This is a genomic window from Burkholderia sp. MSMB1589WGS (assembly GCF_001636105.1).
In the GTDB taxonomy this organism is placed as follows: Bacteria; Pseudomonadota; Gammaproteobacteria; order Burkholderiales; family Burkholderiaceae; genus Burkholderia; species Burkholderia humptydooensis.
Window position 1 is genome coordinate 838,208 of record NZ_LNJT01000008.1, and the last position, 23,034, is coordinate 861,241.

Annotated in this window: 24 protein-coding genes; 17 read left to right on the forward strand and 7 right to left on the reverse strand. The window is 68.9% G+C overall.

The window, feature by feature from the left end; all coding sequences use genetic code 11:
* The first annotated feature begins 270 nt into the window (after nucleotides 1–270).
* On the forward strand, nucleotides 271–555 hold the full coding sequence (locus WT16_RS21455) for a hypothetical protein (protein ID WP_015603466.1): 285 nt from the start codon (nucleotides 271–273) through the stop codon (nucleotides 553–555).
* A 185-nt stretch (nucleotides 556–740) separates the two neighbouring features.
* Here WT16_RS21455 and WT16_RS21460 read toward each other — a convergent pair whose 3' ends face one another.
* Complete coding sequence (locus WT16_RS21460; RefSeq protein WP_006027902.1) at nucleotides 741–2,267, reverse strand: AMP nucleosidase; 1,527 nt, start codon at nucleotides 2,265–2,267, stop codon at nucleotides 741–743.
* Nucleotides 2,268–2,422: 155 nt separating this feature from the next.
* Between WT16_RS21460 and WT16_RS21465 the strand changes: the two genes are divergently transcribed.
* The 5 genes from WT16_RS21465 (at nucleotide 2,423) to WT16_RS21485 (ending at nucleotide 6,215) form a co-directional block, all read left to right on the forward strand.
* A complete protein-coding gene (locus WT16_RS21465; RefSeq protein WP_009916869.1) occupies nucleotides 2,423–2,821 on the forward strand; it encodes a hypothetical protein in 399 nt (132 codons plus the stop codon).
* A 94-nt stretch (nucleotides 2,822–2,915) separates the two neighbouring features.
* Nucleotides 2,916–3,911, forward strand: coding sequence for a homoserine kinase (locus tag WT16_RS21470; RefSeq protein ID WP_009916868.1), 996 nt, complete (start codon nucleotides 2,916–2,918; stop codon nucleotides 3,909–3,911).
* Nucleotides 3,902–4,714, forward strand: coding sequence for a BPSS1780 family membrane protein (locus WT16_RS21475; protein WP_006027905.1), 813 nt, complete (start codon nucleotides 3,902–3,904; stop codon nucleotides 4,712–4,714). The genes WT16_RS21470 and WT16_RS21475 overlap by 10 nt, the downstream gene beginning before the upstream one ends.
* A 491-nt stretch (nucleotides 4,715–5,205) precedes the next feature.
* Entirely contained in the window at nucleotides 5,206–5,658 is a 453-nt protein-coding gene (locus WT16_RS21480; protein WP_006027906.1) for a MarR family transcriptional regulator, read from the forward strand.
* A gap of 137 nt (nucleotides 5,659–5,795) precedes the next feature.
* Nucleotides 5,796–6,215, forward strand: coding sequence for an organic hydroperoxide resistance protein (locus WT16_RS21485; protein ID WP_006027907.1), 420 nt, complete (start codon nucleotides 5,796–5,798; stop codon nucleotides 6,213–6,215).
* A gap of 123 nt (nucleotides 6,216–6,338) precedes the next feature.
* Here WT16_RS21485 and WT16_RS21490 read toward each other — a convergent pair whose 3' ends face one another.
* Together WT16_RS21490 and WT16_RS21495 are read right to left on the reverse strand one after the other, a co-directional pair.
* Entirely contained in the window at nucleotides 6,339–6,497 is a 159-nt protein-coding gene (locus WT16_RS21490) for a DUF3563 family protein (protein ID WP_004190391.1), read from the reverse strand.
* Between the two features lie 96 nt (nucleotides 6,498–6,593).
* Nucleotides 6,594–7,718, reverse strand: coding sequence for a PHB depolymerase family esterase (locus WT16_RS21495; RefSeq protein ID WP_063534164.1), 1,125 nt, complete (start codon nucleotides 7,716–7,718; stop codon nucleotides 6,594–6,596).
* Between the two features lie 249 nt (nucleotides 7,719–7,967).
* Between WT16_RS21495 and WT16_RS21500 the strand changes: the two genes are divergently transcribed.
* The 4 genes from WT16_RS21500 (at nucleotide 7,968) to WT16_RS21515 (ending at nucleotide 11,092) form a co-directional block, all read left to right on the forward strand.
* Complete coding sequence (locus WT16_RS21500) at nucleotides 7,968–8,666, forward strand: phosphatase PAP2 family protein (RefSeq protein WP_006027909.1); 699 nt, start codon at nucleotides 7,968–7,970, stop codon at nucleotides 8,664–8,666.
* Nucleotides 8,667–8,892: 226 nt separating this feature from the next.
* Nucleotides 8,893–9,702, forward strand: a complete 810-nt coding sequence (modA, locus tag WT16_RS21505; protein WP_063534165.1) for a molybdate ABC transporter substrate-binding protein — start codon at nucleotides 8,893–8,895, stop codon at nucleotides 9,700–9,702.
* Between the two features lie 12 nt (nucleotides 9,703–9,714).
* Nucleotides 9,715–10,389 (forward strand): molybdate ABC transporter permease subunit, encoded by a 675-nt coding sequence (gene modB / locus WT16_RS21510; RefSeq protein WP_063534166.1) that lies wholly within the window; start codon nucleotides 9,715–9,717, stop codon nucleotides 10,387–10,389.
* Between the two features lies 1 nt (nucleotide 10,390).
* On the forward strand, nucleotides 10,391–11,092 hold the full coding sequence (locus tag WT16_RS21515) for an ATP-binding cassette domain-containing protein (RefSeq protein WP_059928872.1): 702 nt from the start codon (nucleotides 10,391–10,393) through the stop codon (nucleotides 11,090–11,092).
* A 112-nt stretch (nucleotides 11,093–11,204) separates the two neighbouring features.
* On the opposite strand, the gene WT16_RS21520 is transcribed toward WT16_RS21515, so the two are convergent.
* The 3 genes from WT16_RS21520 to WT16_RS21530 all read right to left on the reverse strand — a co-directional run bounded on the left by WT16_RS21520 (nucleotide 11,205) and on the right by WT16_RS21530 (nucleotide 14,350).
* The gene (locus WT16_RS21520; RefSeq protein WP_006027913.1) at nucleotides 11,205–12,053 is read right to left on the reverse strand and encodes a TOBE domain-containing protein; all 849 of its coding nucleotides are present in this window, start codon (nucleotides 12,051–12,053) and stop codon (nucleotides 11,205–11,207) included.
* Between the two features lie 34 nt (nucleotides 12,054–12,087).
* On the reverse strand, nucleotides 12,088–13,752 hold the full coding sequence (locus WT16_RS21525; protein WP_063534167.1) for a CHAD domain-containing protein: 1,665 nt from the start codon (nucleotides 13,750–13,752) through the stop codon (nucleotides 12,088–12,090).
* 214 nt (nucleotides 13,753–13,966) lie between these two features.
* Nucleotides 13,967–14,350 (reverse strand): tautomerase family protein, encoded by a 384-nt coding sequence (locus WT16_RS21530; RefSeq protein WP_006027915.1) that lies wholly within the window; start codon nucleotides 14,348–14,350, stop codon nucleotides 13,967–13,969.
* Between the two features lie 97 nt (nucleotides 14,351–14,447).
* On the opposite strand from WT16_RS21530, the gene WT16_RS21535 reads away from it, so the two are divergent.
* From WT16_RS21535 to WT16_RS21555, 5 genes are all read left to right on the forward strand, one after another.
* Nucleotides 14,448–15,323: a LysR family transcriptional regulator gene (locus tag WT16_RS21535; protein WP_063534168.1), complete on the forward strand. Its 876-nt coding sequence runs from the start codon at nucleotides 14,448–14,450 to the stop codon at nucleotides 15,321–15,323.
* Nucleotides 15,324–15,387: 64 nt separating this feature from the next.
* Nucleotides 15,388–16,311 carry a DMT family transporter gene (locus WT16_RS21540; RefSeq protein ID WP_015603218.1) on the forward strand — a complete coding sequence of 308 codons (924 nt, stop codon included), beginning with the start codon at nucleotides 15,388–15,390 and terminating at the stop codon, nucleotides 16,309–16,311.
* Between the two features lie 84 nt (nucleotides 16,312–16,395).
* Nucleotides 16,396–17,175 (forward strand): HAMP domain-containing sensor histidine kinase, encoded by a 780-nt coding sequence (locus WT16_RS21545; protein WP_082875064.1) that lies wholly within the window; start codon nucleotides 16,396–16,398, stop codon nucleotides 17,173–17,175.
* A gap of 96 nt (nucleotides 17,176–17,271) precedes the next feature.
* Nucleotides 17,272–18,612: a hemolysin family protein gene (locus tag WT16_RS21550; RefSeq protein ID WP_006027919.1), complete on the forward strand. Its 1,341-nt coding sequence runs from the start codon at nucleotides 17,272–17,274 to the stop codon at nucleotides 18,610–18,612.
* A 37-nt stretch (nucleotides 18,613–18,649) separates the two neighbouring features.
* On the forward strand, nucleotides 18,650–19,255 hold the full coding sequence (locus WT16_RS21555; RefSeq protein WP_006027920.1) for a thiamine phosphate synthase: 606 nt from the start codon (nucleotides 18,650–18,652) through the stop codon (nucleotides 19,253–19,255).
* A gap of 154 nt (nucleotides 19,256–19,409) precedes the next feature.
* On the opposite strand, the gene WT16_RS21560 is transcribed toward WT16_RS21555, so the two are convergent.
* On the reverse strand, nucleotides 19,410–21,059 hold the full coding sequence (locus WT16_RS21560) for a DUF3459 domain-containing protein (protein WP_063534170.1): 1,650 nt from the start codon (nucleotides 21,057–21,059) through the stop codon (nucleotides 19,410–19,412).
* A 274-nt stretch (nucleotides 21,060–21,333) separates the two neighbouring features.
* Here WT16_RS21560 and WT16_RS21565 point away from each other — a divergent pair, with 274 nt between their 5' ends.
* Nucleotides 21,334–22,047: a class I SAM-dependent methyltransferase gene (locus tag WT16_RS21565; protein ID WP_015603557.1), complete on the forward strand. Its 714-nt coding sequence runs from the start codon at nucleotides 21,334–21,336 to the stop codon at nucleotides 22,045–22,047.
* A 318-nt stretch (nucleotides 22,048–22,365) separates the two neighbouring features.
* A complete protein-coding gene (locus WT16_RS21570) occupies nucleotides 22,366–22,821 on the forward strand; it encodes a YbaK/EbsC family protein (RefSeq protein ID WP_006027923.1) in 456 nt (151 codons plus the stop codon).
* The last annotated feature ends 213 nt before the right edge of the window (nucleotides 22,822–23,034 follow it).

The following is a 23,034-nucleotide window of genomic DNA, read 5'->3' on the forward strand; positions in this document are numbered from 1 at the left end:
TTCACCCGCCGCAGGGTAAATGTCAAATTCGGCGCGCGATGTGCCGCAATGCGGCCCGAGCGCCGACCGGATTGTCAAGCAAGGCGCTACCCGCATCCGTGCGCGCAAACCATGCGCGAACGCGCCGTTACAAATCCACACGTCAATTAATCCATCGCACCGCCACACTCCGTCCTGCAGCGTGTCCGTCGAAACGGACGCGGCGGGTTCGGGGCTCGACGCCCGCACACGTCGGAACGGACGCTCATTTCAACTCGTGAGGAACAGAACATGAAACGCTCGTTGATCGCCTTTGCATTGACCGGTATCGGTATCGCGCTGTCGGGCGCGGCGCATGCCGTGAACGTCGACGTCAACATCGGCGCGCCCGCGCCTGTCGTCGTCGCGCCGGCGCCGGCGCCCGTCCTCGTCGCCCCCGCGCCCGCGATCGTCGTCGGCTGGCACGGCGACCGCTACTGGGATGGCGATCGCTACTGGGAACGTCGCGAGTGGGAAGAGCATCACCGCCATCGCGGCTTCTGCCCGCCGGGACACGCAAAGAAAGGCGAGTGCTGACGCGCGGCGACTAATCGCGCCGCGGCGACGTGGCGCGTCACCGTCACCGCGCGGCGACCGTCGGCGATGCCGTCGACGCGAAATGAAAAGGCCGTCCATGATCGGATCATGGACGGCCTTTCTGCTTTCCGCGATTCGCGCAATCGCTGCAACGCCGCAACGCCGCGCTCGTCGGCTTCGCCGCGCTATTGGAACGCCACTTCCGCAAAGCTGCGCAGCTTGCGGCTATGCAGCCGGTCGAGCCCGTTCGTGCGGAGTATCTCCATCGCCTTCACGCCGATCTGCAGATGCTGATCGACTTGCCCACGATAGAACTGATCGGCCATCCCGGGCAGCTTCAGCTCGCCGTGCAGCGGCTTGTCCGACACGCACAGCAGCGTGCCATACGGCACGCGGAAGCGAAAGCCGTTCGCGGCGATCGTCGCGCTTTCCATGTCGAGCGCGATCGCGCGGCTCTGCGACAGCCGCTGCACCGGCTCGCGATGGTCGCGCAACTCCCAGTTGCGGTTGTCGACGCTCGCCACCGTGCCCGTGCGCATCACGCGCTTGAGCTCGACGCCTTCGAGCTGCGTGACCTGCGCGACCGCGCGCTCGAGCGCGACCTGCACTTCGGCGAGCGCCGGAATCGGCACCCATAGCGGCAAATCCGCGTCGAGCACGTGATCCTCACGAACGTAGCCGTGCGCGAGCACGTAGTCGCCGAGGCGCTGCGTATTGCGCAGCCCCGCGCAGTGGCCGAGCATCACCCACGCGTGCGGGCGCAGCACCGCGATGTGATCGGTGATCGTCTTCGCGTTCGACGGTCCGACGCCGATGTTGACCATCGTGATCCCGCTGCCGTCCGCGCGCTTCAGGTGATACGCGGGCATCTGCGGCGCGCGCGGCGGCGGCATGCCTTCGCTCTCCTCGTCGCCGAGGTTCGCGTTGTACGTGATCACGTCGCCCGGCTCCACGAACGCCGTATATTCGCTGCGGTACGCGCGCACGTCGGGATCGTCGCTCGCCGACATCATCGTGCGGCCGAGCTTCACGAATTCGTCGATGTAGAACTGGTAGTTCGTGTAAAGCACGTAGTTCTGGAAATGCGTCGGCAGCGTCGCCGTGTAGTGGCGCAGCCGATGCAGCGAGAAATCGACGCGCGCCGCCGTGAAGAGCGCGAGCGGATGCGGCTCGCCCGGCGCGGGCTCGTATGTGCCGTTGACGATCCGGTCGTCGAGGTACGCGAGATCCGGCGTATCGAACACGTCGCGCATCGCGACGAGGCGGTCGCGGTCGAGATCGCCTTCGAGATGGATTCCTTCGGAGAACGCGAAGTGAACCGGAATCGGCTGCGCCGACACGCCGACTTCGATCCGCACGTGATGGTTCTTCGCGAGCAGGCGCAATTGCTCGCGGTAGTAGTTCGCGAACAGGTCCGGGCGCGTGACGGTCGTCTCGAACACGCCGGGGCCGGCGACGAAGCCGTACGAGCGGCGCGAATCGATGTGCGTGTTGACGTCGGTGCGGATGCGCACGAACGGATAGCACGCGCGCACGCGCTCGTCGAACGAATCGTTGCGGCGATAGCGCGCGAACGCGTCGCGCAGGAACGCGGTGTTCGTCTCGTAGATCTCGGAGAGCCGCGCGACGGCGGCGATCGGGTCGTCGAACGCTTCGACGGATGGACTGCCCGGCGTATGCGTCCGGAAACGGCGGTTGGGATCGTTCTTCATGGAGCTGTGCCTCTTCTGGTCTTTTCGACATTATCACGGAACCCGCTCGCGCGGCCGATGCCCATCGCGACGGCAAGGCCGCCCGCGCATCGTCGAACGGCATCGGCATGACGCCGGTATTTGCTAAAATCGAATAGTTCAATGGGAGAAACACGATGAAGCCGCTCCTTTTCGCCGCCGCCCTGACGGCACTCGCTCTCGGCGGCCCCGCCTGCGCCGCCGACGCCGCCCAGGCAGCCGCCGACGCAAAGGCCCAGGCCGCGGCCAACGAGGCGGCCGGGCTGCCCGATCTCACGAAGATCAACCGCCCCGGCGCCGAAGTGACGTCGAAGGTCGATTTCAACGACGTGCGGCGCACGCCGAGCTTTCACGAAAAAAGCAAGAACGGCACCGAAGTCACCGAATTCCGGGATCGCGGCAAGCCGGTCGAGATCAACGTGAAGTCGAACTTCGGCACCCGCTATCAGATGAGCGCGTCGCCCGACACGTCGCCGCGCCCGCATGACGCCGGCGTGCCGGTCACCCGCCTTCCGTCCGTCAACCTGCACTATTGACGCACCGCCGGCGCCGCGCGGCGCCGGCTCCCTTCCGCCCTTTTTGCGACACCGGCGCGCCGCCGGCGCGCCAACCCGAACCGATGTTTCCTGCATGGCCGTTTTCACCGCAGTTTCCGACGCTGACCTCGCACTCTGGATGCGCCACTACGATCTCGGCGACGTTGTCGCGTTCCGCGGCATCCCGTCCGGCATCGAGAACAGCAACTTCTTCCTGACGACGACGCGCGGCGAATACGTGCTCACGATCTTCGAAAACCTGACGGCCGGGCAACTGCCGTTCTACATCGATCTGATGAGCCATCTCGCGAAGCACGGCGTGCCCGTGCCCGCGCCCGTCGCGCGCGACGACGGCACGCTGTTCGGCGAGCTGCACAGCAAGCCGGCCGCGATCGTCACGAAGCTCGAAGGCGCGGCGGAGCTCGCGCCCGGCGTCGAGCACTGCGTCGAAGTCGGCCAGATGCTCGCGCGCATGCACCTCGCGGGCCGCGACTATCCGCGGCATCAGCCGAACCTGCGCAGCCTGCCGTGGTGGCGCGACACGGTGCCTGCGATCGCGCCGCTCATCACGGGCGAGCAGCGCGCGCTGCTGGAAAGCGAGCTCGCGCACCAGGCCGCGTTCTTCGCATCGGACGACTACGCGGCGCTGCCGGAAGGCCCATGCCATTGCGACCTGTTCCGCGACAACGCGCTCTTCGCGCACGCGGCCCCGGACACCGGCCACTCGGTGCGGCTCGGCGGCTTCTTCGATTTCTACTTCGCCGGTTGCGACAAATGGCTGTTCGACGTCGCGGTGACGGTCAACGACTGGTGCGTCGATCTGCCGACGGGCGCGCTCGACGCCGCTCGCGCCGACGCGCTGCTGCGTGCGTACCAGACGGTGCGCCCGTTCACCGCGGACGAGCGCCGCCACTGGGGCGACATGCTGCGCGCGGGCGCGTACCGCTTCTGGGTATCGCGCCTGTATGATTTCCACCTCCCCCGCGCCGCGCAGATGCTGAAGCCGCACGACCCGGGCCATTTCGAACGCATCCTGCGCGAACGCATCGCGCACGCGGGCGCGCTCCCCGAGACCCACGCATGCAACTGATCGAAGTCTCCGCCAAGACCGGCTACGTGTGGTTCCGCCAGGGCATCTGGCTATTCCGGCGCAATCCGCTCGCGTTCGTCACGCTGTTCTTCACGTACCTGCTCGCGATGATGCTGGTGTCGCTCGTGCCCGTGATCGGCGCCGCGCTGCCGCTCTTGTTCATTCCCGGCATCGCGGTCGGCTTCATGGCGGCGTGCCGCGACACGATCGCCGGCAAGCAGGTGCTGCCGACGATCCTGATCGACGGCTTCCGCTCGTACGGGCCGATCGTCACGCAGCGGCTGTTCACGCTCGGCGGGCTTTACATCGTATCGATGGCGGCCGTGTTCGCGTGCTCGGCGCTCGGCGACGGCGGCACGCTGCTGAAGATCATGTTCGGCCTCGGCGCCGAAAACCTCGGGCCGGAAGCGCTCGATTCGCCGGGCGTCAAGATTGCGGTGCTGATCGCGGCCGCGCTGTACGCGCCGGTCGCGATGATGTTCTGGTTCGCGCCGGTGCTGACCGCGTGGCACGACATTCCGCCCGTGAAGGCGCTGTTCTTCAGCGTCGTGAGCTGCTGGCGCAACAAGGGCGCGTTCACTGTCTACGGGCTGCTGTGGTTCGGGCTCGCGCTCGGCGTGTCGTTCGGGCTCGCCGCGCTGATGCAGGCGCTCGGCGCCGGCGCATACGCGCTCGCGGTGATGATGCCGGCATCGATCGTCATCACCGCGATGCTTTACTGCTCGTTCTACGCGACCTATCGCGGCTGCTTCGGCGTGCAGGAGCCCGGGGCGTCGAAGCTGCCGAACGCCCCCGATCGGTGAGCGCCCCGGCCGGAAGCGGGATGGCCGCGCGAAAGCGTGGGCGTCCCGCGCAGGTCATCGTACGGCGCCGATTGGCCGGCAGGGCCGCGATGCTGCTTTAGCGAGGAAAACGGCACGAACGCGGCGTCAAATGAGGGAATCGACGAATCGCCCGACGGCGACGCCGCATCGCAACGAAAACGCCCCTCCCGCGAAACGGCATCGCCATAGCGTCCTCTCGCCCTCTTTCCACACGCTCCCGCACTCGACACGCATTCCGTCGCCGCCCGCTGCGGCGCATTCGCGCCCGCCGGCTTTCGCCGTCCGCCAGGTCCGGCGCCGTCGGCCTCGCTGCCATTGAGCTCGACGATACCGCTGCCGCTGCCGCCGTGGCGGCGATCACCCGATTCGCCGGCTCCCCTTTTGATCGATCCTCGCCTCTCGCCAATCGGCATGGTTAGGCGCAAAATCGTTAGTACACGAATCTTTTGCACCTTATCGAAACTTTCGCCATGAACGACTCGCCGACTTTCCCGCTCACGCTCGACGACCAACTCTGCTTCGCGCTCTATTCGACGTCGCTCGCGATGACGAAAGCGTACAAGCCGCTGCTCGACAAGCTCGCGCTCACCTATCCGCAATACCTCGCAATGCTCGTGCTGTGGGAATCCGACGACATGGCCGTCAAGGACATCGCCGCGCGGCTCAGCCTCGATCCCGCGACGGTCACGCCGCTCCTGAAGCGCCTGGAGGCGCTCGGCTACATCGAGCGGGTGCGCGACACGAACGACGAGCGGATCGTCCACGCCCGGCTCACCGCCGAAGGCGCAGCGCTCAAGCACAAGGCCCGGTCCGTGCCCGCCGAGCTGTTTTGCGCGATGCGCCAGACGCCCGATTTCCTGATCCGGCTGCGCGAGGATCTGACGCGACTGCGTCAAGCGCTGGCGGACGCCGACGACGCCTGACCACCCTCGCCTTCGTCTATCGGATCACACCCTCAAAAATTAATTTGCACACTAATGATTAGCTAGCTATATTTCTGTCGTGGCCCGAGCATTGCGATTCGTCGAGGCCCATTCCTCTCACGAAACAGGAGTCCAGCATGAACATTCTGTACAAAACGGCAGCAACCAGCACCGGTGGCCGCGACGGCCGCGCGACGTCCCACGATCAGAAGCTCGACGTGAAGCTCGCCGCGCCGCGCGAGCTGGGCGGCGCGGGCGCCGAAGGCACGAACCCCGAGCAGCTCTTCGCCGCCGGCTATTCGGCATGCTTCCTGAGCGCGATGAAGTTTGTCGCGGGCCAGAACAAGCAGACGCTGCCCGCGGACACGACTGTCACCGCAGAAGTGGGCATCGGCCCGAACGAGGAAGGGGGATTTGCGCTCGACGTCGAGCTGCGCGTCGCGCTGCCCGGGCTCGACGTGGCGGCCGCGAAGGCGCTCATCGATCGTGCGCACCAGGTCTGCCCGTACTCGAATGCGACGCGCAACAACGTCGCGGTGCGCCTCGTCGTTGCGTAACGACAGTAAGGGCAGCGCGCGAGCGCCGGCATGACAAAAAGGGCGCGCAGGCCAGAGCCGGCGCGCCCTTTTTTCGCTTTGGCGACTTTATGCGTATAAATTCAGTATGCGTTTAACGCGAAATTACGCACGATCGAGTGCGGCTTCGCGATCGAGCTTGCGCATCCGGAATTCGAGATCGTACAGATCGGATGCGCCGGCGAGATACGCATCGGCGCGTTCCTTCGCGCGTTGCTCGGGCGACTTCGTCAGGAACAGGAACAGGCGGCTCAGCAGATACATGATCGGTCACTCCAATCCAAGGGTTTTCTCTTAGGTATTTACCCGCATTATAGGGAAAACCCTGAACTGGTGCCAGCCGTTCCCGTGCGTGCGTCGTTACGACGCGACAGTCGCCCGCGCGCGAGACGCGAAGAAAGACCAGATCAATTCGCTCGCGTCGGGACCGGCCGCCGAATGGAACGGCACGCTGTCGTCGCCGCCCGCCCACGCGTGCGCGAGACCGTGGACCCGGCAGAGGCGCACGACCGATTCGCCGTCGCAACGGTAGTCGATCGTGCGCACGTCGGCTGCGCGCGTCTCGAAACGCTCGACGCCCGCCGGTTCGCCGTCGGGATTGGCGAGGCCGTTCAGCCGCAGGAACTGTATAGCAAGTTCGTCCGCGTTCTTCGGCACGACGACGCGATCGTCATCGCCATGCACGATGAGGGCCGGCATCCCCGGATGCGAGCCCGGCTCGACGAGCGCGTCGACGACGACGGCGGGATTGCGGTGCAGGCCGCGGCGCATCACGTCCATTGCGGTGATCCCGGAATGCGCATCGCCGAACGCCGGCCCCGAATGGAGCGCCACGGCCGCGAAATGCTGCGGAAAGTGCAGCGCGAGCAGCGTCACGAGCCCCGCTCCCGCCGACAGGCCGGCCGCATAGACGCGCGACGCGTCGAAGCCGCGTTCGGCGACGAGCGCGTCGACGAGCGCAACGACCGCCTGCGCTTCGCCGCGCCCGCCATGCACGGTGTCTTCGTACCAATGCCAGCAACCGTGCGCGTGCGCGCTGAGCGACTGCTCAGGATAGAGCACGGCAAAGCCGTATCGGTCCGCGAGCAGGTTCATCCGCGTGCCTTGCGAGAACTGATCCATGTCCTGCTTGCAGCCGTGCAGCATCACGACGAGCGGCAGGCCGTCTGTCTTCACGCCGGGCGGCACGTACAGCCCGTATTCGAGATGCTTGACGAAGCGCCCGAACGCAGGCGGCAGCGGGTGATCGGCACGAATCCATTCGCCGCCCGCCCATGCGGCGGCGCGCGGCCGCACGCGCGACTCGCGCGCGACGGGCGGGGCCGGCTCGGCGGGCGTCGCGACAGCGGCGACGGTTTCGGAGAACGGCCAGTCGGCCGCCATCTTTTGGGCAGCCTTCAGAGCGGACTTCGACGTCCGCGCGTTCGGCATGTGCAGCAAGCGTTTCACACCGCCCAGCCAGAATTTCGTCAGACTTTTGGTCATCGGTCGGGGCTCGCAGTCAGAAAATTGGGACACCGCAATGGGTTCAATCGTTTTGGTTTGTGCAATGCACAATACCACTGTTTCTGGGATTTATCCTGACACCCGATAGTTCCCTGCCGGCTTACGATCGGAGCGCGGCCCGTGCCGACCGGTATACTGGGTGCTCGCGCTTGTCTTCGTTGTAGTCGCTATTTCCGGCTCATGCGTTAAGCAAGTATCCCGCATTCTCCGTACCTGCCCGCAGCCCCGATGTTCGATTTGCCGCCCCGTCTGTGGATCTCGATCACCGCCCTAGGCGGTGTCGGCCTGACCTTGCCCCTCGCCGTCACGATCGCCGTCTGGCTTGCGCTCGGCTATTCGCTTCGCCGCGCCGCCGCATGGCTCGCCGTGCTCGGCGTTGCGATCGGCGCCGTCGCGCTCACGAAAATCGCGTTCCTCGGCTGGGGCATCGGCGTGCGCGCGTGGGATTTCACGGGCTTCAGCGGCCACGCGATGCTGTCGACATCAGTCTATCCGGTCGCGATGTTTCTCGCGCTCGCCCGCGCGAAGCCAGCCGTGCGTATCGCGGGAATCGTCGTCGGGCTTGCGGCGGGAGTGGCCGTCGGGCTGTCGCGCGTCGCGCTCGACGCGCATTCGCCGTCCGAGGCGGTCACGGGCTGCGTGATCGGCGCACTCGCCGCGCTGTCGTTCATCGCCGGCTCCTGGCGCGCGACGCCGCACCGCTGGTCGGCGCCCGCCGTCGTGACGAGTCTCGTGGCCGTCACGATCGCGCTGCACGGCGTCACCGTGCCGTCGCACCGCTGGGTCACTGCGGTCGCACTGCAACTCTCCGGTCACGAACGGCCGTACGTGCGGGCGCGCTGGAAGGCGAATCCGAACTACCGGCCCGCGTCGCGGCCGGCTCAGCAGCAGACGTTCGGCATGCCCGCCGCCGTCGAGCACGCGTAAGGATCACCGACAGTCCGCTGGAGGGGCCGCAGGCCCGTGGGGGCGCCGATCGGCCTTTCTGCCCCGCTGATCCTCCGATCAGCCGCTCCGCCAATCCCCACGCCGAATCCCCCGCCTCCCACCTCGCTGCGGCGTCATGCAGCAGCAGCACAGTCCAGCAATCCGATCCGCTATCACCTCGCGTATATTACGATTACGGTTTCCGTCCACCTCATCGTTTCCCGCCATGTCCGCTCCCGCCTGTTCTGCCCGCCGCCTGTTCCTGCTTGTCGCCACGCTGTTCGCGCTCGCCGCCGGCTTCGCCGCGCCGGCCGCGCATGCCGCCGACGAGCTCGTCGTGTCGGCCGCGGCGAGCCTCACCAATGCGTTCAAGGCAGTCGGCGATGCCTACGAGAAGCAGCATCCGGGTACGAAGATCCTGTTCAACTTCGGCGCGTCCGACGTCCTGATGCAGCAGATCGCGAAGGGCGCGCCGGCCGACGTATTCGCGTCGGCCGACCAGAAGGCGATGGATCGCGCGACCGCCGAGCGCGTGATCGCCGACGGCACGCGCCGCGACTTCGCCGCGAACTCGCTCGTGCTGATCGTGCCCGCCGACAGCCGCGCGACGTTCGGCTCGCTGCGCGATCTGGCCGCGCCCGCCGTGAAGCGCGTCGCGTTCGGCGATCCTGCGTCGGTGCCCGTCGGCCGCTACACCGAGGGCGCGCTGAAGGCGGCCGGCGTGTGGAACGACGTCAGCGCCAAGGGCGTGCTCGCCGCGAACGTGCGCCAGAGCCTCGACTACGTCGCGCGCGGCGAAGTCGACGCGGGCTTCGTGTTCGGCACCGACGCGGCCGTGATGCCCGAGCGCGTGAAAGTCGCGCTGACCGTCCCAACGCAAACGCCGATCACCTATCCGATCGCCGTCGTCAAGGACAGCCGGCACGCGGCCGCCGCGCAGGGCTTCGTCGCGTTCGTGCTGTCGCCCGCGGGCCAGGCGGTGCTCGCGAAGTACGGCTTCAAGCCGGCCGCGAACGGCGCGAGCGCCTCGAACTGACCGGAATGCGCGATGCACGACGCCTGGGTTCCGCTGCTGCTGTCGCTGAAGGTTGCCGGCTGGGCGACGGCGCTCGATCTCGTGCTCGGCGTCGCGACGGGCTATGCGCTCGCGCGCTGGCGCTCCGGCGCGCGCGACGTGATCGATTCACTGCTGACGCTGCCGCTCGTGCTGCCTCCGACAGTGCTCGGCTACTACCTGCTCGTGCTGCTCGGCCGCCGCGGCGTGCTCGGCGCGTGGCTCGACCGGCTCGGCATCCAGCTCGTGTTTACGTGGCAAGGCGCGGTGATCGCGTCGATGGTCGTCGCGTTTCCGCTGATCCTGAAGTCCGCGCGCGCCGCGTTCGAGGCGGTCGACCCGCAGCTCGAGCGCGCGGCCCGCACGCTCGGCATCAGCGAAGCCGGAATTTTCTTTCGCGTGACGCTGCCGCTCGCCGCGCGCGGCATTCTCGCGGGCGCGCTGCTCGCGTTCGCGCGTGCGCTCGGCGAATTCGGCGCGACGCTGATGATCGCGGGCAATCTGCCCGGACGCACGCAGACGCTGTCGGTCGCGGTCTACGCGGCCGTGCAGGCGGGCGACGACACGACCGCGAACTTCCTCGTGCTCGTCACGTCCGCGACCTGCGTGCTGATTCTGCTCGTCGCGGGGCGGCTCGTGCCGCAGCGCGCGCTCGCCGGAGCGAGATGAGATGAGCCTCGTCGTCGACATCCGCAAGACGCTCGTCACACCGGAGCGGCGCTTCACGCTCGACGTGTCGTTCGTGTCGAACGCGCAGCGCATCGTGCTGTTCGGGCCGTCCGGCGCGGGCAAGAGCCTCACGCTGCAGGCGATCGCCGGCCTGCTCGCGCCCGATCGGGGCACGATCTCGATCGGCGGCGACACGCTGTTCGACGATACGCGCGGCATCGACGTGCCGACGCAGGCGCGCCGCGTCGCGTACCTGTTCCAGGACTACGCGCTGTTTCCGCATCTGAATGTCCGGCAGAACCTCGCATTCGGGCTGAAGCGCGGCTGGCGCAATCCGCGCGCGAAGGAACTGCCGGACGCCGCCGCGTACTGGCTGCGCGCGTTCGAGCTCGAAGCGCTGGCGGGACACTATCCTGCGCAGTTGTCGGGCGGGCAGAAGCAGCGCGTCGCGCTCGCGCGCGCGCTGATCGCGCAGCCGCGAATCCTGCTGCTCGACGAGCCGTTCTCGGCGCTCGACGTCGCGATGCGCCAGCGGATGCGCCGCGAGCTGACCGACTTGCAGATGCGGCTCGACATTCCGATGGTGCTGATCACGCACGATCCGGACGACGTCGCCGCGTTCGGCGATCAGGTCGTGCGGCTCCAGGAGGGGCGCGTGCTGCCCGATACGCCGGTCGCCGAATGGGTGACGAGCATGCGGTGACGGCGGCGTCGATCGTCGCCCCGAATCGGCCCGCGGATTCGGAAGGCCGGCAGCGATGAGCCGGCTCTGCGGGCGTGCCGCCGTTCGCCGCCCGGCCGGCGCGGCCGCGACGTCATCCGTTGACCGCGAGGATCACGCTCGACGCCTTGAATGTCGCCACCGCGCTCGCGCCCTTCGCGAGCCCGAGCGCGTCGACGCTGTCGTTCGTGACGATCGCCGCGAGCGTCATGCCGCCGTCGAGCGAAAGCAGCACCTCGCTGTTCACGGCGCCGCGCGTGACCGTCTCGACGACGCCGTGCAATTGATTGCGCGCCGACAGCCTGAGCGGCGAGCCGTTTTCGACCGCGAGCACGACCCACGACGCCTTCACGAGCGCGCAGGCCTCGACGCCCGGCGCGAGCCCCAACTCCTGCGTGCTCTCGTGCGTCACCACGGCCGTGATCGTGTGTTCGCCCGGCAGCGCGAGCACCACTTCGTCGTTCACCGCGCCGTGCTTGACCGCCAGGACCTTGCCGAACAACTGGTTGCGTGCGCTCGTCTTCATGCCGATTCTCCCGATAAGTTCCCAATTGACCTCGAAGCCTTCGACCGCCGCGCTCGCCGCGTCGATGAAGCGCCGATGCTCGCGCTCGATCGCGCGAAACGCCGCGATCAGCGCGGTCGCGCGCGGCGTGAGCGTCGTGCCGCCGCCGCCCTTGCCGCCCGTCGAGCGCAGCACGAGCGGCTCGCCCGCGAGGTTGTTCATCGTGTCGATAGCGTCCCACGCGCCTTTGTAGCTGAGGCCGACCGCCTTCGCCGCGCGCGTGATCGAGCCGGTCTCGCCGATCGCGGCGAGCAGCGCGATACGGGCCGCGCCGCCGAGCGTCTGCCCGCCCGCGCGCAACCACAGCTCGCCGCGCAGCGCGAGCGGCTCGCGCGCGGCGCGCGCATCGGGACGGGAAGAGGACGAATCGGCGGTCATCGGCGCGGCGAAGCAAGACGGGAGGCCATTATAGTCACGCCTTCCTGCCGCCGATCTTCGGCGCGCGCATCCCGCGCAGCATCTGCTCGGCCGCCTCCGCGGCATAGCGCTGCGCCGCTGCGCCGTAGCCGCGCGCGAAGCCGAGCTGGTACGGCGGCGCGGACAGCCGCTCGAGGCAGCGCAGCGCGACGGCCGCGTCGTTCGCTTCGCCGAGCGCGTTCTGCACGCGCGCGAGCAGCCGCACCGTGCCCTCGCGCGTGCGGCGCGACGCGAGCGACGAGAAGAACTCCAGCGCGTAGCGCAGCCGCTTCGCGTCGATCCGCACGCGGTGACGCGCGGCCGCGTCGAGCGTCGTCAGGCGCCCCGCGCCGTACAGATGGCCGAACAGCCGGCTCACGCGCTTCGCCGCGTACCGCTTGAGCGACAGCGTCTTGCCGTGCGCCGGATCGGCCTCCCCGAGCGGAAACAGGCTCAGCCATTCGAGCCACGCGAGCACGAGCCGCGTGTAGCGCGCGGTGCCGAGCGCCTGCCGCAACTCGGCGCGCGCCGCGTCGCCCTGCGCGCAGGCGGCATCGAGCGTGCCCGCCCACGCGGCCTCGTCGCCGTCGGCGGCGGCGAGAGCGGGCAGTGTCGACGTCACGCACACGTCCCAGTCGCGCACCGCGCCGAGCATCCCGCCGAGCCAGCCGATATCGCCGGAGAACGCGTCCTTCCACGCTGCATCGGCATAGCGCGGGAAGAGTCGCGCGAGCGTGCGCAGCCGGCGCAGCGCGACGCGCATCTGATGGACGTATTCCGGGTCCGCCTTGTCGCGCACGCCGGCCTCGTTGCCGAGCCACTGCCCGGTCACGCCGCAGCCGAGCGCGAAGAACGCCGCGCGCTGCGTGCGCACGTTCGACAAGTCGACCGACTGCGCCTTCGCCGGCGCGCCGATCGCGTCCGGCGCGTCGCCCGTGCACGCGCGGTCGAGAACGCTCGTCGGCGACAGCGACGCCGGCCACGCGCCGCTCAGCTCGCGGGCCGCATTGAAGAGCGCGCGCAGCGCGGCGGCGCGCGCGGCGGGATCGTCAGGATCGGCAACGGCGAGACGCAATTCGCAGATGCGCGAAGGGACGGCACGGGTGGTCTCGGACAACGCGGCGGCCGGCGCAAACGCGATGTCGTCGAGCGTCAGCTCGACCTCGATGCCGTCCGCGTCGAGCCAGCGCCCGTGTCGGCGCTCGGCGACGAAGCCATGCGCGGGCTGGTCGGCGGATCGAGATTCGGGGGGCGCGGCGCCGTGCTCGGCGGCATCGGCATCGGCATCGCGCGAATCCGACGCCGATGGGGCCGCCCTCGACGCATGATGCTCCGCGACCGGCGTCGCGACCCGCACGTCGCCGCGGTAGTCGTCGAAACGCTCGCGCACCGTCACGCCCGGCACGAACGGATGGCAGCGCACCGCAATCACGCGCCGCGCCTGCGCGGTCGCCTCGATCCAGGTCTGCCAGCGACCGCCGTCGTCGGGCTGCGCCTCGACGAACCGGCACGGCTCGATCGTCACGCGCTCGTGCCCGCGGCGCATTTTCACCGGCGGACAGATCCGCCATGCCCGCGCAAGCTCCGCGCCGAGATCGCGCGCCGTGCGCGCCCGCGACCCGCGCCCGGCTTGCCAGCCCTGCAGCGGAAAGTCCAATACGATTTCCAGAACGCGCGCCATGGAAGCTCCGGCGTAGGTCAGGCCGCCCGCTGCGCGTCTCGCGCGCGTCGACGGACTCCGACGTTCTCCATAGTACACGGCCCTTTTTACAGCCAATGAGGCGGAACGCCGCGTGCGGACGAGCGAATCGCCCGCGCGCCGGCGCACCGCGTTTCAACTTGTCATGTCAGCTCGTCGGCCTTCAGCCGTCCGACCGGCCCGAGCGCGCCGAGTTTCAGCTCACATACTGCGCGATGCCATTGCCGAACGACCAATCCTCCTTCAGCACCTCGACGAGGCTGATGAACACGTCCTCGCGGCGCACGCCCGGGCGTTCGGCGAGATGGTCGGCGATCAGCCGGTACAGCTCGCGCTTCTGCTCGAGCGTGCGCGTGTTGTTCGCGGTGATCTGGATCATCACCAGATCGTCGCTGCGCGCGATCCCGAGATAGTCGCGGCCATAAAAGAAATTATCGGCGCTGTGCTCGGTCACGGTCATGAAAATATCGTCGACGGGCACGTCGAACGCGCGTTGCAACGCGCGATGAACGCCCTCCGACAGCGCCCGGCGGTATTCGGCGGACTTGCCTTCGCGCAATGCGATACGGGTGAACGGCATCGTGTTTCTCCTTGACGGTTGGGATACGCATGCAGCTTAGGCCTCGTCATCTATAATAAACAGACATCAATGAATATTTCATCCATTTTCATTTGAAATGAAACCGCTCGATCTCGACGCCGTTCGCGCGTTCGTTCTCGTCGCCGACCTCGCGAGCTTCACGCGCGCCGCCGACGCGCTCGGCACCACCCAATCGGCCGTCAGCCTGAAGCTCAAGCGGCTCGAAGCACAGCTCGGCAAGCCGCTCCTCGAACGCACGCCGCGGCGCGTGACGCTCGCCGCCGTCGGCGCCGCGTTCCTGCCCGCCGCGCGCGACCTGCTCGACGCGCACGAGCGCGCGCTCGCCGCGCTGTCGGCCGGGCAGCGCAGGCTCGTGATCGGCGTCAGCGAACACGTCGCGGTGCCGGATCTGCCCGCCGTCCTCGCCGGCCTGAACCGGCACGATCCGGGGCTCGCGCTCGAGATGCACGTCGGGATGTCAGCCGGGTTGCTTGCGCAATACGACGAGCGCCGGCTCGACGCGGCGTTCGTGCGCCACGAGCCGGGCGAGGACCCGCCGCGCGACGGCGCGACGCCGCTCTTCACCGAGCCGCTCGCGTGGCTTGCCGCGCCCGGCTGGGCGCCGCGCGCGGACGAGCCGCTGCCGCTCGCGGTGCTGGCGGGCCCGTGCGGCGTGCGCGCGGCCGCGCTGCGCGCGCTCGAGCGTGCCGGCGTGCGGTGGCGCGAGCGCTTCACGGGCGGCGGCATCGCGGCCGTCGCGGCCGCCGCCGCCGCGGGTCTTGCGGTGTGTCCGCTGGCGCGCCGTGTCGCGCCGCGCTCGCTCGTCGACGTCGGTGCGCGCCTCGGCCTGCCGGCGCTGCCCGACTCGCAAGTCGCGCTGTATTCGCGGGTGCGCGACGCGCGCTCGGTCGACACGCTGCGGCGCTTCGCCGACAGCCTGGCCGGGCCGGCGCAATCGGCCGGACGCGAGTAGACTGTCAGGTTTTCGTTTGCCGATTTGCCGTCTTTCGCACGGCTTTCGCCCGCTCTTCCGCCGCATGAAACACGACGCCCGCAAGCACCTCCGCGCCAATCTGCTGATGCTCACCGCCGCCGCGATCTGGGGATCGGCGTTCGTCGCGCAGCGGCTGAGCCTCGCCGTGATCGGCCCATTCCTGTTCACCGGGCTGCGCTTCCTGCTCGGCGCGGCGGTGCTCGTGCCGCTGCTGCGCCTGAACGGCGCAGCGCGCGCGCACTGCGCGGCCGTCGCGCGCGACCGGACGCTGCTGCTGCCGGGGCTCGCGCTGGGCGGGCTGCTCGCGGTGTCGATCTCGCTGCAGCAGATCGGGCTGCAATACACGAAGATCGCGAACGCGGGCTTCATCAGCTCGCTCTACGTGGTGCTCGTGCCGATCATCGGCGTGTTCTTCCGGCATCGCACGGGCGCCGGCACGTGGCTCGGCGCGCTGCTCGCGGCGATCGGCCTGTATTTCCTCAGCGTCGACGAGCACTTCTCGATGCTGTACGGCGACTGGTTCCAGCTCGCGGGCGCGATCGTGATCGCGGTCCACGTGATCGCGGTCGGGCACCTCGTGCGCCGGCACGACCCGCTCGCGCTGTCGTTCATGCAGTTCGTCGTCTGCGGCGCGCTGTGTCTCGCGCTCGGGCTCGCGACCGAGCCCCTCGACCGCGCGACGCTCGTGCGCGCGCTGCCGACGCTGCTGTACGGCGGGCTGCTGTCGGTCGGCGTCGGCTACACGCTGCAGGTCGTCGCGCAACGCGACGCCGCCCCCGCGCACGCGGCCGTGATCTTCAGCATGGAAGGCGTGTTCGCCGCGATCGCCGGCTGGGCCGCGCTCGGCGAGACGCTGTCGCTGCGCGCGCTCGCGGGCTGCGCGCTGATGCTCGCCGGGCTCCTCGTCTGCCAGTTGCTGCCGGGCCACGCGAGGCGCGCGGACGACAACGACGCGCTTCCCGCCTGACGCGCGCCGGACGCCACGCGCCTGTCCGGTCCCTATAATGTCGATTCGACCGTCATCACGATTTCACACAAGGGAAACACTGTGATTCAGTCCGCCGCCGATCCGGCCGCCGCGCTGCTGCGCGAACGCGCCGCGCGCTATGCAGCCGAGGTGGCGCTGTTCGTCCGCGACCACGCGCTGTCGATCGCGTCGCACGATCTGCGCAGCCCGCTCAACGCGATGCATAGCTGGGCCTACGTGCTCGAGCGCCGGCTCGCGGCGAGCGACGAGAGCCTCGCGCGCGCGCTCGACGGAATCCGGACCGGCATCGAGCAGCAGACGAAGTTGCTGGAGGCGGTCGTCGACGCACCGCGCGCCGAGACGCGCACGCTGCCGATCGCGCGCGCCGACGTCCCGCTCGACGCGCTCGCCGACGAATGCGCGGCGCTCGCACGCATCGCGCTCGGCGACGCGCGCGGCACCGCGGTGACGGTCGCGTCGCACGCGCGGCCCGCGTCGCTCGATTGCGACCGCGAGCGCGTCGCGCAAGCACTGTGGTCGATGCTGACGTTCGCGATCGAGGCGAGCGCGCCGGGCGGCGACGTCGCGCTGGACTGCGTCGAATCGGCGAACGCGACGCGCCTGACCGTGACGTTCCGCGCGCAGCCGTCGGCGCTGACCGACGCGGCGCTGCCACACGCGTTCGAAACGTTCGCGCGGCGCGACGCGCTCGCCGAGCGCCACGGCGAACGTCCTGCGTCGGTGTTCGCGCTCGCGCAGCGCGTCGCGCGCGCGCACGGCGGCGCGTTCGCGCAAGACCCGAACCCACTCGCGGACGGCGCGCGCGCAACGCTCGCGCTGACGATTCCCGCCGCGCGCGCGTAATCGGCCGCGCGCATCGCGCCGCAAAACCGACGCAAAACATTACGCCTTCCTTTCCAACCTTATACTGTCGCTTCGTTCATTTCCGGAGTCCCTTCGTTGATACAGATCTTCGCGCTCGTCGGCGCGTTGCTCCTCGTGGCCCTCAACGGCTTTTTCGTCGCCGCCGAATTCGGTCTCGTCAAACTGCGCGCGACGCGCGTCAAGACCCTCGCCCGCCAGCACGGCCTGCGCGGACGTATCCTGCGGATCGTTCATTCGCGGCTCGATGCGTATCTGTCCGCCTGCCAGCTCGGCATCACGCTCGCGTCGCTCGGCCTCGGCTGGATCGGCGAGCCGGCGTTCGCCGCGCTGCTGTCGCCCGTCCTCGCGTTCGCGGGCGTCGAGTCGGAAAAGCTCGTGCATCTGATTTCGCTCGTGTTCGCGTTCTCGGTGATCTCGTTCCTGCACATCGTCGTCGGCGAGCTCGCGCCGAAGTCGATGGCGATCCGCCAGGCCGAGAAGACGGGCCTGTGGGTCGCACTCCCGCTCTATGCGTTCTACTGGACGATGTATCCGGCGATCTGGGTGCTCAACACGAGCGCGAACGCGGTGCTGCGGCTCGCGGGGCTGTCCGCCGATCATGGCGGCGACGCGCACTACTCGACCGACGAACTAAAGCTGATCCTGCGCAGCCGCCGCAACGCGGCCGACGCCGCGAAAACGCCGAAGAACGCATACAGCAGCGACGAATGGAACACGCTCGCGCATTCGCTCGATTTTTCGTCGATGACCGTATCGGACCTGATGCGGCCCGCGCACGAGATGGTCGGCCTGCGCCGCGACGTGCCGCTCGCGGACAACATGGAAGTCGTCGCGCGCCACCGCTTCAGCCGCTACCCCCTCTTCGACGACAAGACGCGCGAAACCGTGAACGGCCTCATCCATCTGAAGGATCTGCTGCTCGCGCGGCACGCGGGCGCGGCGCTCGCCGACCTGTCCGACTACGTGCGCCCGGTGCAGTACGTGAAGCCGGACACGCCAGCGCTCGATCTGTTCCGGCGCTTCCGCAAGGGCGCGCCGCACTTCGCGCTCGTCGGCAAGAAGGGCGAGAAGCCGATCGGCTTCCTGACGCTCGACAACCTGCTCGGCGCGCTCGTCGGCCAGATCCACGACGAATTCCGGCAGGGCGATTCGGACTGGAGCCGCCTCGACGACGGCACGCTGATCGGCAAGGGCAGCCTGCCTGTCGTGTCGCTCGAGCAGGCGCTCGGGATCGACATCGACGAAGGCCGCGCGGAATCGGTCGGCGGCCTCGTCATTCAGGCGCTCAACGATCTGCCGACGGAAGGCCAGCGCGTGTCGTTCGAGCGCTTCGACGTCGTCGTGAAGAAGATGATCGGGCCGCGGATCGTGCTCGTGCGCGTGTATCCGAAGGCGTTCAAGGAGGCGGACGAGTGAGCGTGCGTACCGGACGGCGATCGATCAGGATGACGACATGACCGGCCCGCTCGCCCTGCCGCCGTACTACCTGATCACGCCGGAGCCGGACTCGGGCTCCGACGCGGATCTCGCGGCGTTTCTCGACCGGCTGTCGGCCACGCTCGCGACGGGGCTCACGCTCGTCCAGCTCCGCGTGAAAACGCTCGACGCGCCCGCCTACGCGGCGCTCGCCGCCGAAGCGATCGCGCGTTGCCGCGCGCGAAGCGCGCGCATGATCGTCAACGGACCGATCGGCGCGGAGACCGCGCTCGCGCTCGGCGCGAGCGGCGTGCACTTCGGCAGCGCGGCATTGCGCGCCGCAGCCGTGCGCCCGCTTGCTTCGGACTGCCTGCTGTCGGCCGCGTGCCACTCGCTCGACGAGCTGCTGCACGCACAGCGCATCGGCGCGGATCTCGCGACGCTGTCGCCCGTCCTGCCGACCCTCACGCATCCGGGCGCGCCGACGCTCGGCTGGGCGCGCTTCGCCGAATGCGCGGCGCAAACGCGCGTGCCCGTCTACGCGCTGGGCGGCATGACGCGCGCGCATCTGGCGACGGCGCGCGCGCATCACGCGCACGGCATCGCGAGCATTCGCGGATTCTGGCAGGAAACGATGCGATGATGGGCGCAACGCGTCCGTCATCGCGTCACGCCGTTTTCCGCCGTCTTCGTCAAACGGCCCTCGCCCGGCATTTCGTCAGGCATCCCGATCGAACAAAGCGAAGCGGAACGGACGCCGCCCGTCGGCGCGACGCCCGCCGAATGACTTCCCCCGCTCAAACGCCGCCCAACGAGCGCGGCGCGACATCCGCATAACGACGCACGTCGTGCGTCAGCGCGTATTGATTGACGTCGCCCGTCAGCCACGCGACGAGCGCATACGGCGGCAACTCGCCCGCGTCGACGCGATCCCGCGCGCGCGCCGGCGTCTCGAACACGACCGTCCCTTCCGGCGCGCCACGGAACGGCAGCGCTTGCGGCGACAGGTTCAGCGCGATGCTGAGCGTCTCGCCGTCGCCGAGCCGCCACGCGGCGACGAGCGCATCGGCTTCGACGCCGTCGATCGTGCGCAGCATCTCGGCGCTGCGCGGCCGCACGTCGACGAGACGCGGCGCAATCAGCTTCGCGCGCACCGCGAGCGCCGATTGCAGGAAATGGCGCCGCGACGCGTCGCCCGCGGCTTCATCGAAGATCAGCGGAATCTGCGGCGTCAGCAGCGACAGCGCGAGCGCCGCGAGGTCCGCCTCGCGCGCGTCGCGCAAGACGCCGTCGGACAGCACGAGCGACGTCAGCGGCAAGCCGACGTCGGCCATCCCGCCGTCGCCGATCGGATGCGCGCGCTGGAACACCGCGCCGTCCGCGGTCAACGCGCGCGCGAGCGCGTGAATCGACTGATGCGTCGACACGCCGTCGCCTTGCGCGCGATCGCGGCGCCCCGTCAGCCGGTACAGCGCGCGCTCGCCGCAGCCGTTCCATTGCGCGTCGAAATGCGTATCGGCAAGGTGCGACGGGTGCCGCTCGCTGCCGAGCACGAGGTGCACGATCCGGTCGGTCGGCAGCGCCGCGTGCACGCGGTCGGCAATCTCGCACAGCCATACGCTGTCGATGCGGTCCGCCTCGCGAATCCGCAATCCGTCGCATCGATATTCTTCGAGCCAGTACAGCGCGTTGTCGCAGAAGAAATCGCAGACCTGCGGATGATCGAGCGCGAGCGGCGGCGCCTGCAGCGGATCGTCGCGGGTGTGGAAGAACGGTTGCGCGTAGCGCCGCATCTCGTCGGTGCCGCAGCCGAAGCGCGCGTAGTCGAGATCGAGCAGCACCGCGAGGCCGAAGCCGTGCGCTTCGTCGATCATGCGCTTCAGCGCGTCGGTGCCGCCGTATGCGGCAATCGGCGCGAACGGCAGGCTGTCGTCGCGCGCCTGCGGCGCCGCGAGCAATTCGAGCGCGGTGACGCCGAGTTGCGCCAGTTGCGGCAAGCGCGCGCGGATGCCGTCGTAGCCGCCCGCCGCGCCGGGCTGGATCGCGTAGAGCGCGATCTCCTCCCATGGCCGGCCGCGCCAGAACGTATGGCGCCACGTGAACGCGCGCGGATCGACCACTTCGCTCGGCCCGTCGACACCTTCCGGCTGCGAGCGCGACGCGGGATCGGGAATCGTCAGCGCATCGTCGAGCCGATACCGGTAGCGCGCGTGCGCGCCGCAATCGGCGAACGTCTCGAACCAGCCGTCTCCCGCGGGCGCCATCGGCAGTTCGAGGGGGCCGCCCGCGATGTCGAGCACGAGCACCGCGCTCGCATGCGCGGGCGCCCAGACGCGGAAGTGAAAGTGGGTGCGCGTCGTCGCGCCGGCGGCGCCGCAGGGTTGGGCGCCGAACGGCAGGCAATGCGAATAGTGATGCGCATACGGATCGTGAGGACATTCGGACATGATGCGCTCCTCCGGCGTTCAGAGGCATGACGATGCGCCGCTTGCGGCGCGCATGCATGACACGCGTGGCCCGACGAAGAGGGAGCAATCAGTATGCGCCGATTCATGCCGCGATGCGAGTATCGGCGCGGGGTTTTAAACGTGAAGCGACCCTGAAAATAGCCGGTAGCGGCGATACCATGATCGCCACTCGTCTTGTTGCGCGCCGCGCCGACGCCTACGCTGCGGTTTCGCGCGCGATCCCGGCGCGCGATTCTTCAGGAGTCCGACCGCCATGTCCACGCCATCCGGCGCAGCCAAATTCGACCCGTCGCGCGCCGCCGAATACGCGGAGCAAAGCCGCATTGCGCTCGCGGGCTATGACGCGTGCCACGATCTCGCCGCATGCATGCTCGCATCGTCGGTCGCCTCGGAAGCGGGCGCCGCGCAGATCCTCGTCGCGGGCGCGGGCGGCACCGCGCGCGAAATCGTCGCGCTCGCGGGCCTCGAGCCCGGCTGGCGCTTCACCGCGATCGATCCGTCACAGCCGATGCTCGACCTCGCCCGCGCGAACGTCGCGGCGGCCGCTCTCGACGCGCGCGTGCACCTGCATCACGGCTACGTGGACGACCTGCCCGCCCACGCCCGCTTCGACGGCGCGACGCTGATCGGCGTGCTGCACCACCTGCCCGGCGACGACGCGAAGGCCGCGCTGCTCGGCTCGATCGCGCGACGCCTGAAGCCCGGCGCGCCGCTCGTCGTTGCGTGCAACCATCGTCGCTACGCCGAGCATCCGCGCCTGCTGGGCGCGTGGGCACAGCGCTGGCGGATGCATGGGGCGCCGCCCGACGAAGTCGCGCAGAAGCTTGCGACGATCCTGCGCGGCGCCGATCCGCCCGCGTCCGAGGACGCCGTGCATGCGCTGCTCGACGCCGCCGGGTTCCGCGAGCCGGTGCGTTTTTTTGCGAGCCTGTTCTGGGGCGCGTGGATCGCGACGCGCGGCGCGTGAGCGCGGGCATGCAGGCGGCCCGAGATGCGGCGTCGGCTTCGTTTTCGCGCCCCGTGCGATGCATGAACGCTCGGCCCGAGGGCGGGGCGCGTTGCGCCCGCCCGCCCAACGTTTCCGCCGCTTGCCCGTCTCGATCCGCTCCGCGAATGACCGCCACGGCCGCTCGCTGCACAATCGTTCAATACATCGCGCGCCGCATGCGCTAGCCTGTCTGCTCCGCGGGTTCATCAACGACGCGGTAGTGACGGTCGTCGAGTTGCCTTTGCGCTCGCCGACCATGCGAAGACAGGCAAGCCGGCCGAATGGAGGGCCAAGAACGTGAGTGTTGAATCGGTTCGCCAGTTTCTGGCGGAAAAGGCGCCGGACATCGACGTCGTTCCCTTGGACGAAAGCAGCTCCACGATGACGCTGTCGGCGGCCTGGGACATCAAGCCGGCGCAGATCGCCAAGACGCTCGCGATGAAGGTCGGCGACACCCATTTGCTGCTCGTATCCTGCGGCGATTCCCGTCTCGACAACCAGAAAGTCAAGGCCGCGCTGGGCGGCAAGGCAAAAATGCTCTCCGCGGAGGAAACGGTCGCCGTCACCGGCCATCCGGTGGGCGGAGTGTGTCCGTTCGGTCTCTCGACTCCGCTGCCCGTTTATTGCGACGTGATGTTGAAATCGTACGACTTCGTCGTGCCGGCCGCCGGATCGACGCACGCCGCGCTGCGCATCGATCCGGTCCGGCTGGCCGAACTGGTCGAGGCCGAGTGGGTCGACGTCTGTAAATAGCCCGCGCGACGGGCCCACCGCCATTGATAGGCCGCTCGACGCGGCGCCAATGCTCCCGTTGCCCATCCTCGCTCCATTCGGCATCGATATCACGAATGCCGCCACTCTCGTCGATGCGAGAAGCAATACGACAATCGCGCCGACAACGAGACCCCAGGCCTCTTCGAGCAACCGACGCACCTGATGAAACGCGCGCATCGCCACGGCCACCGC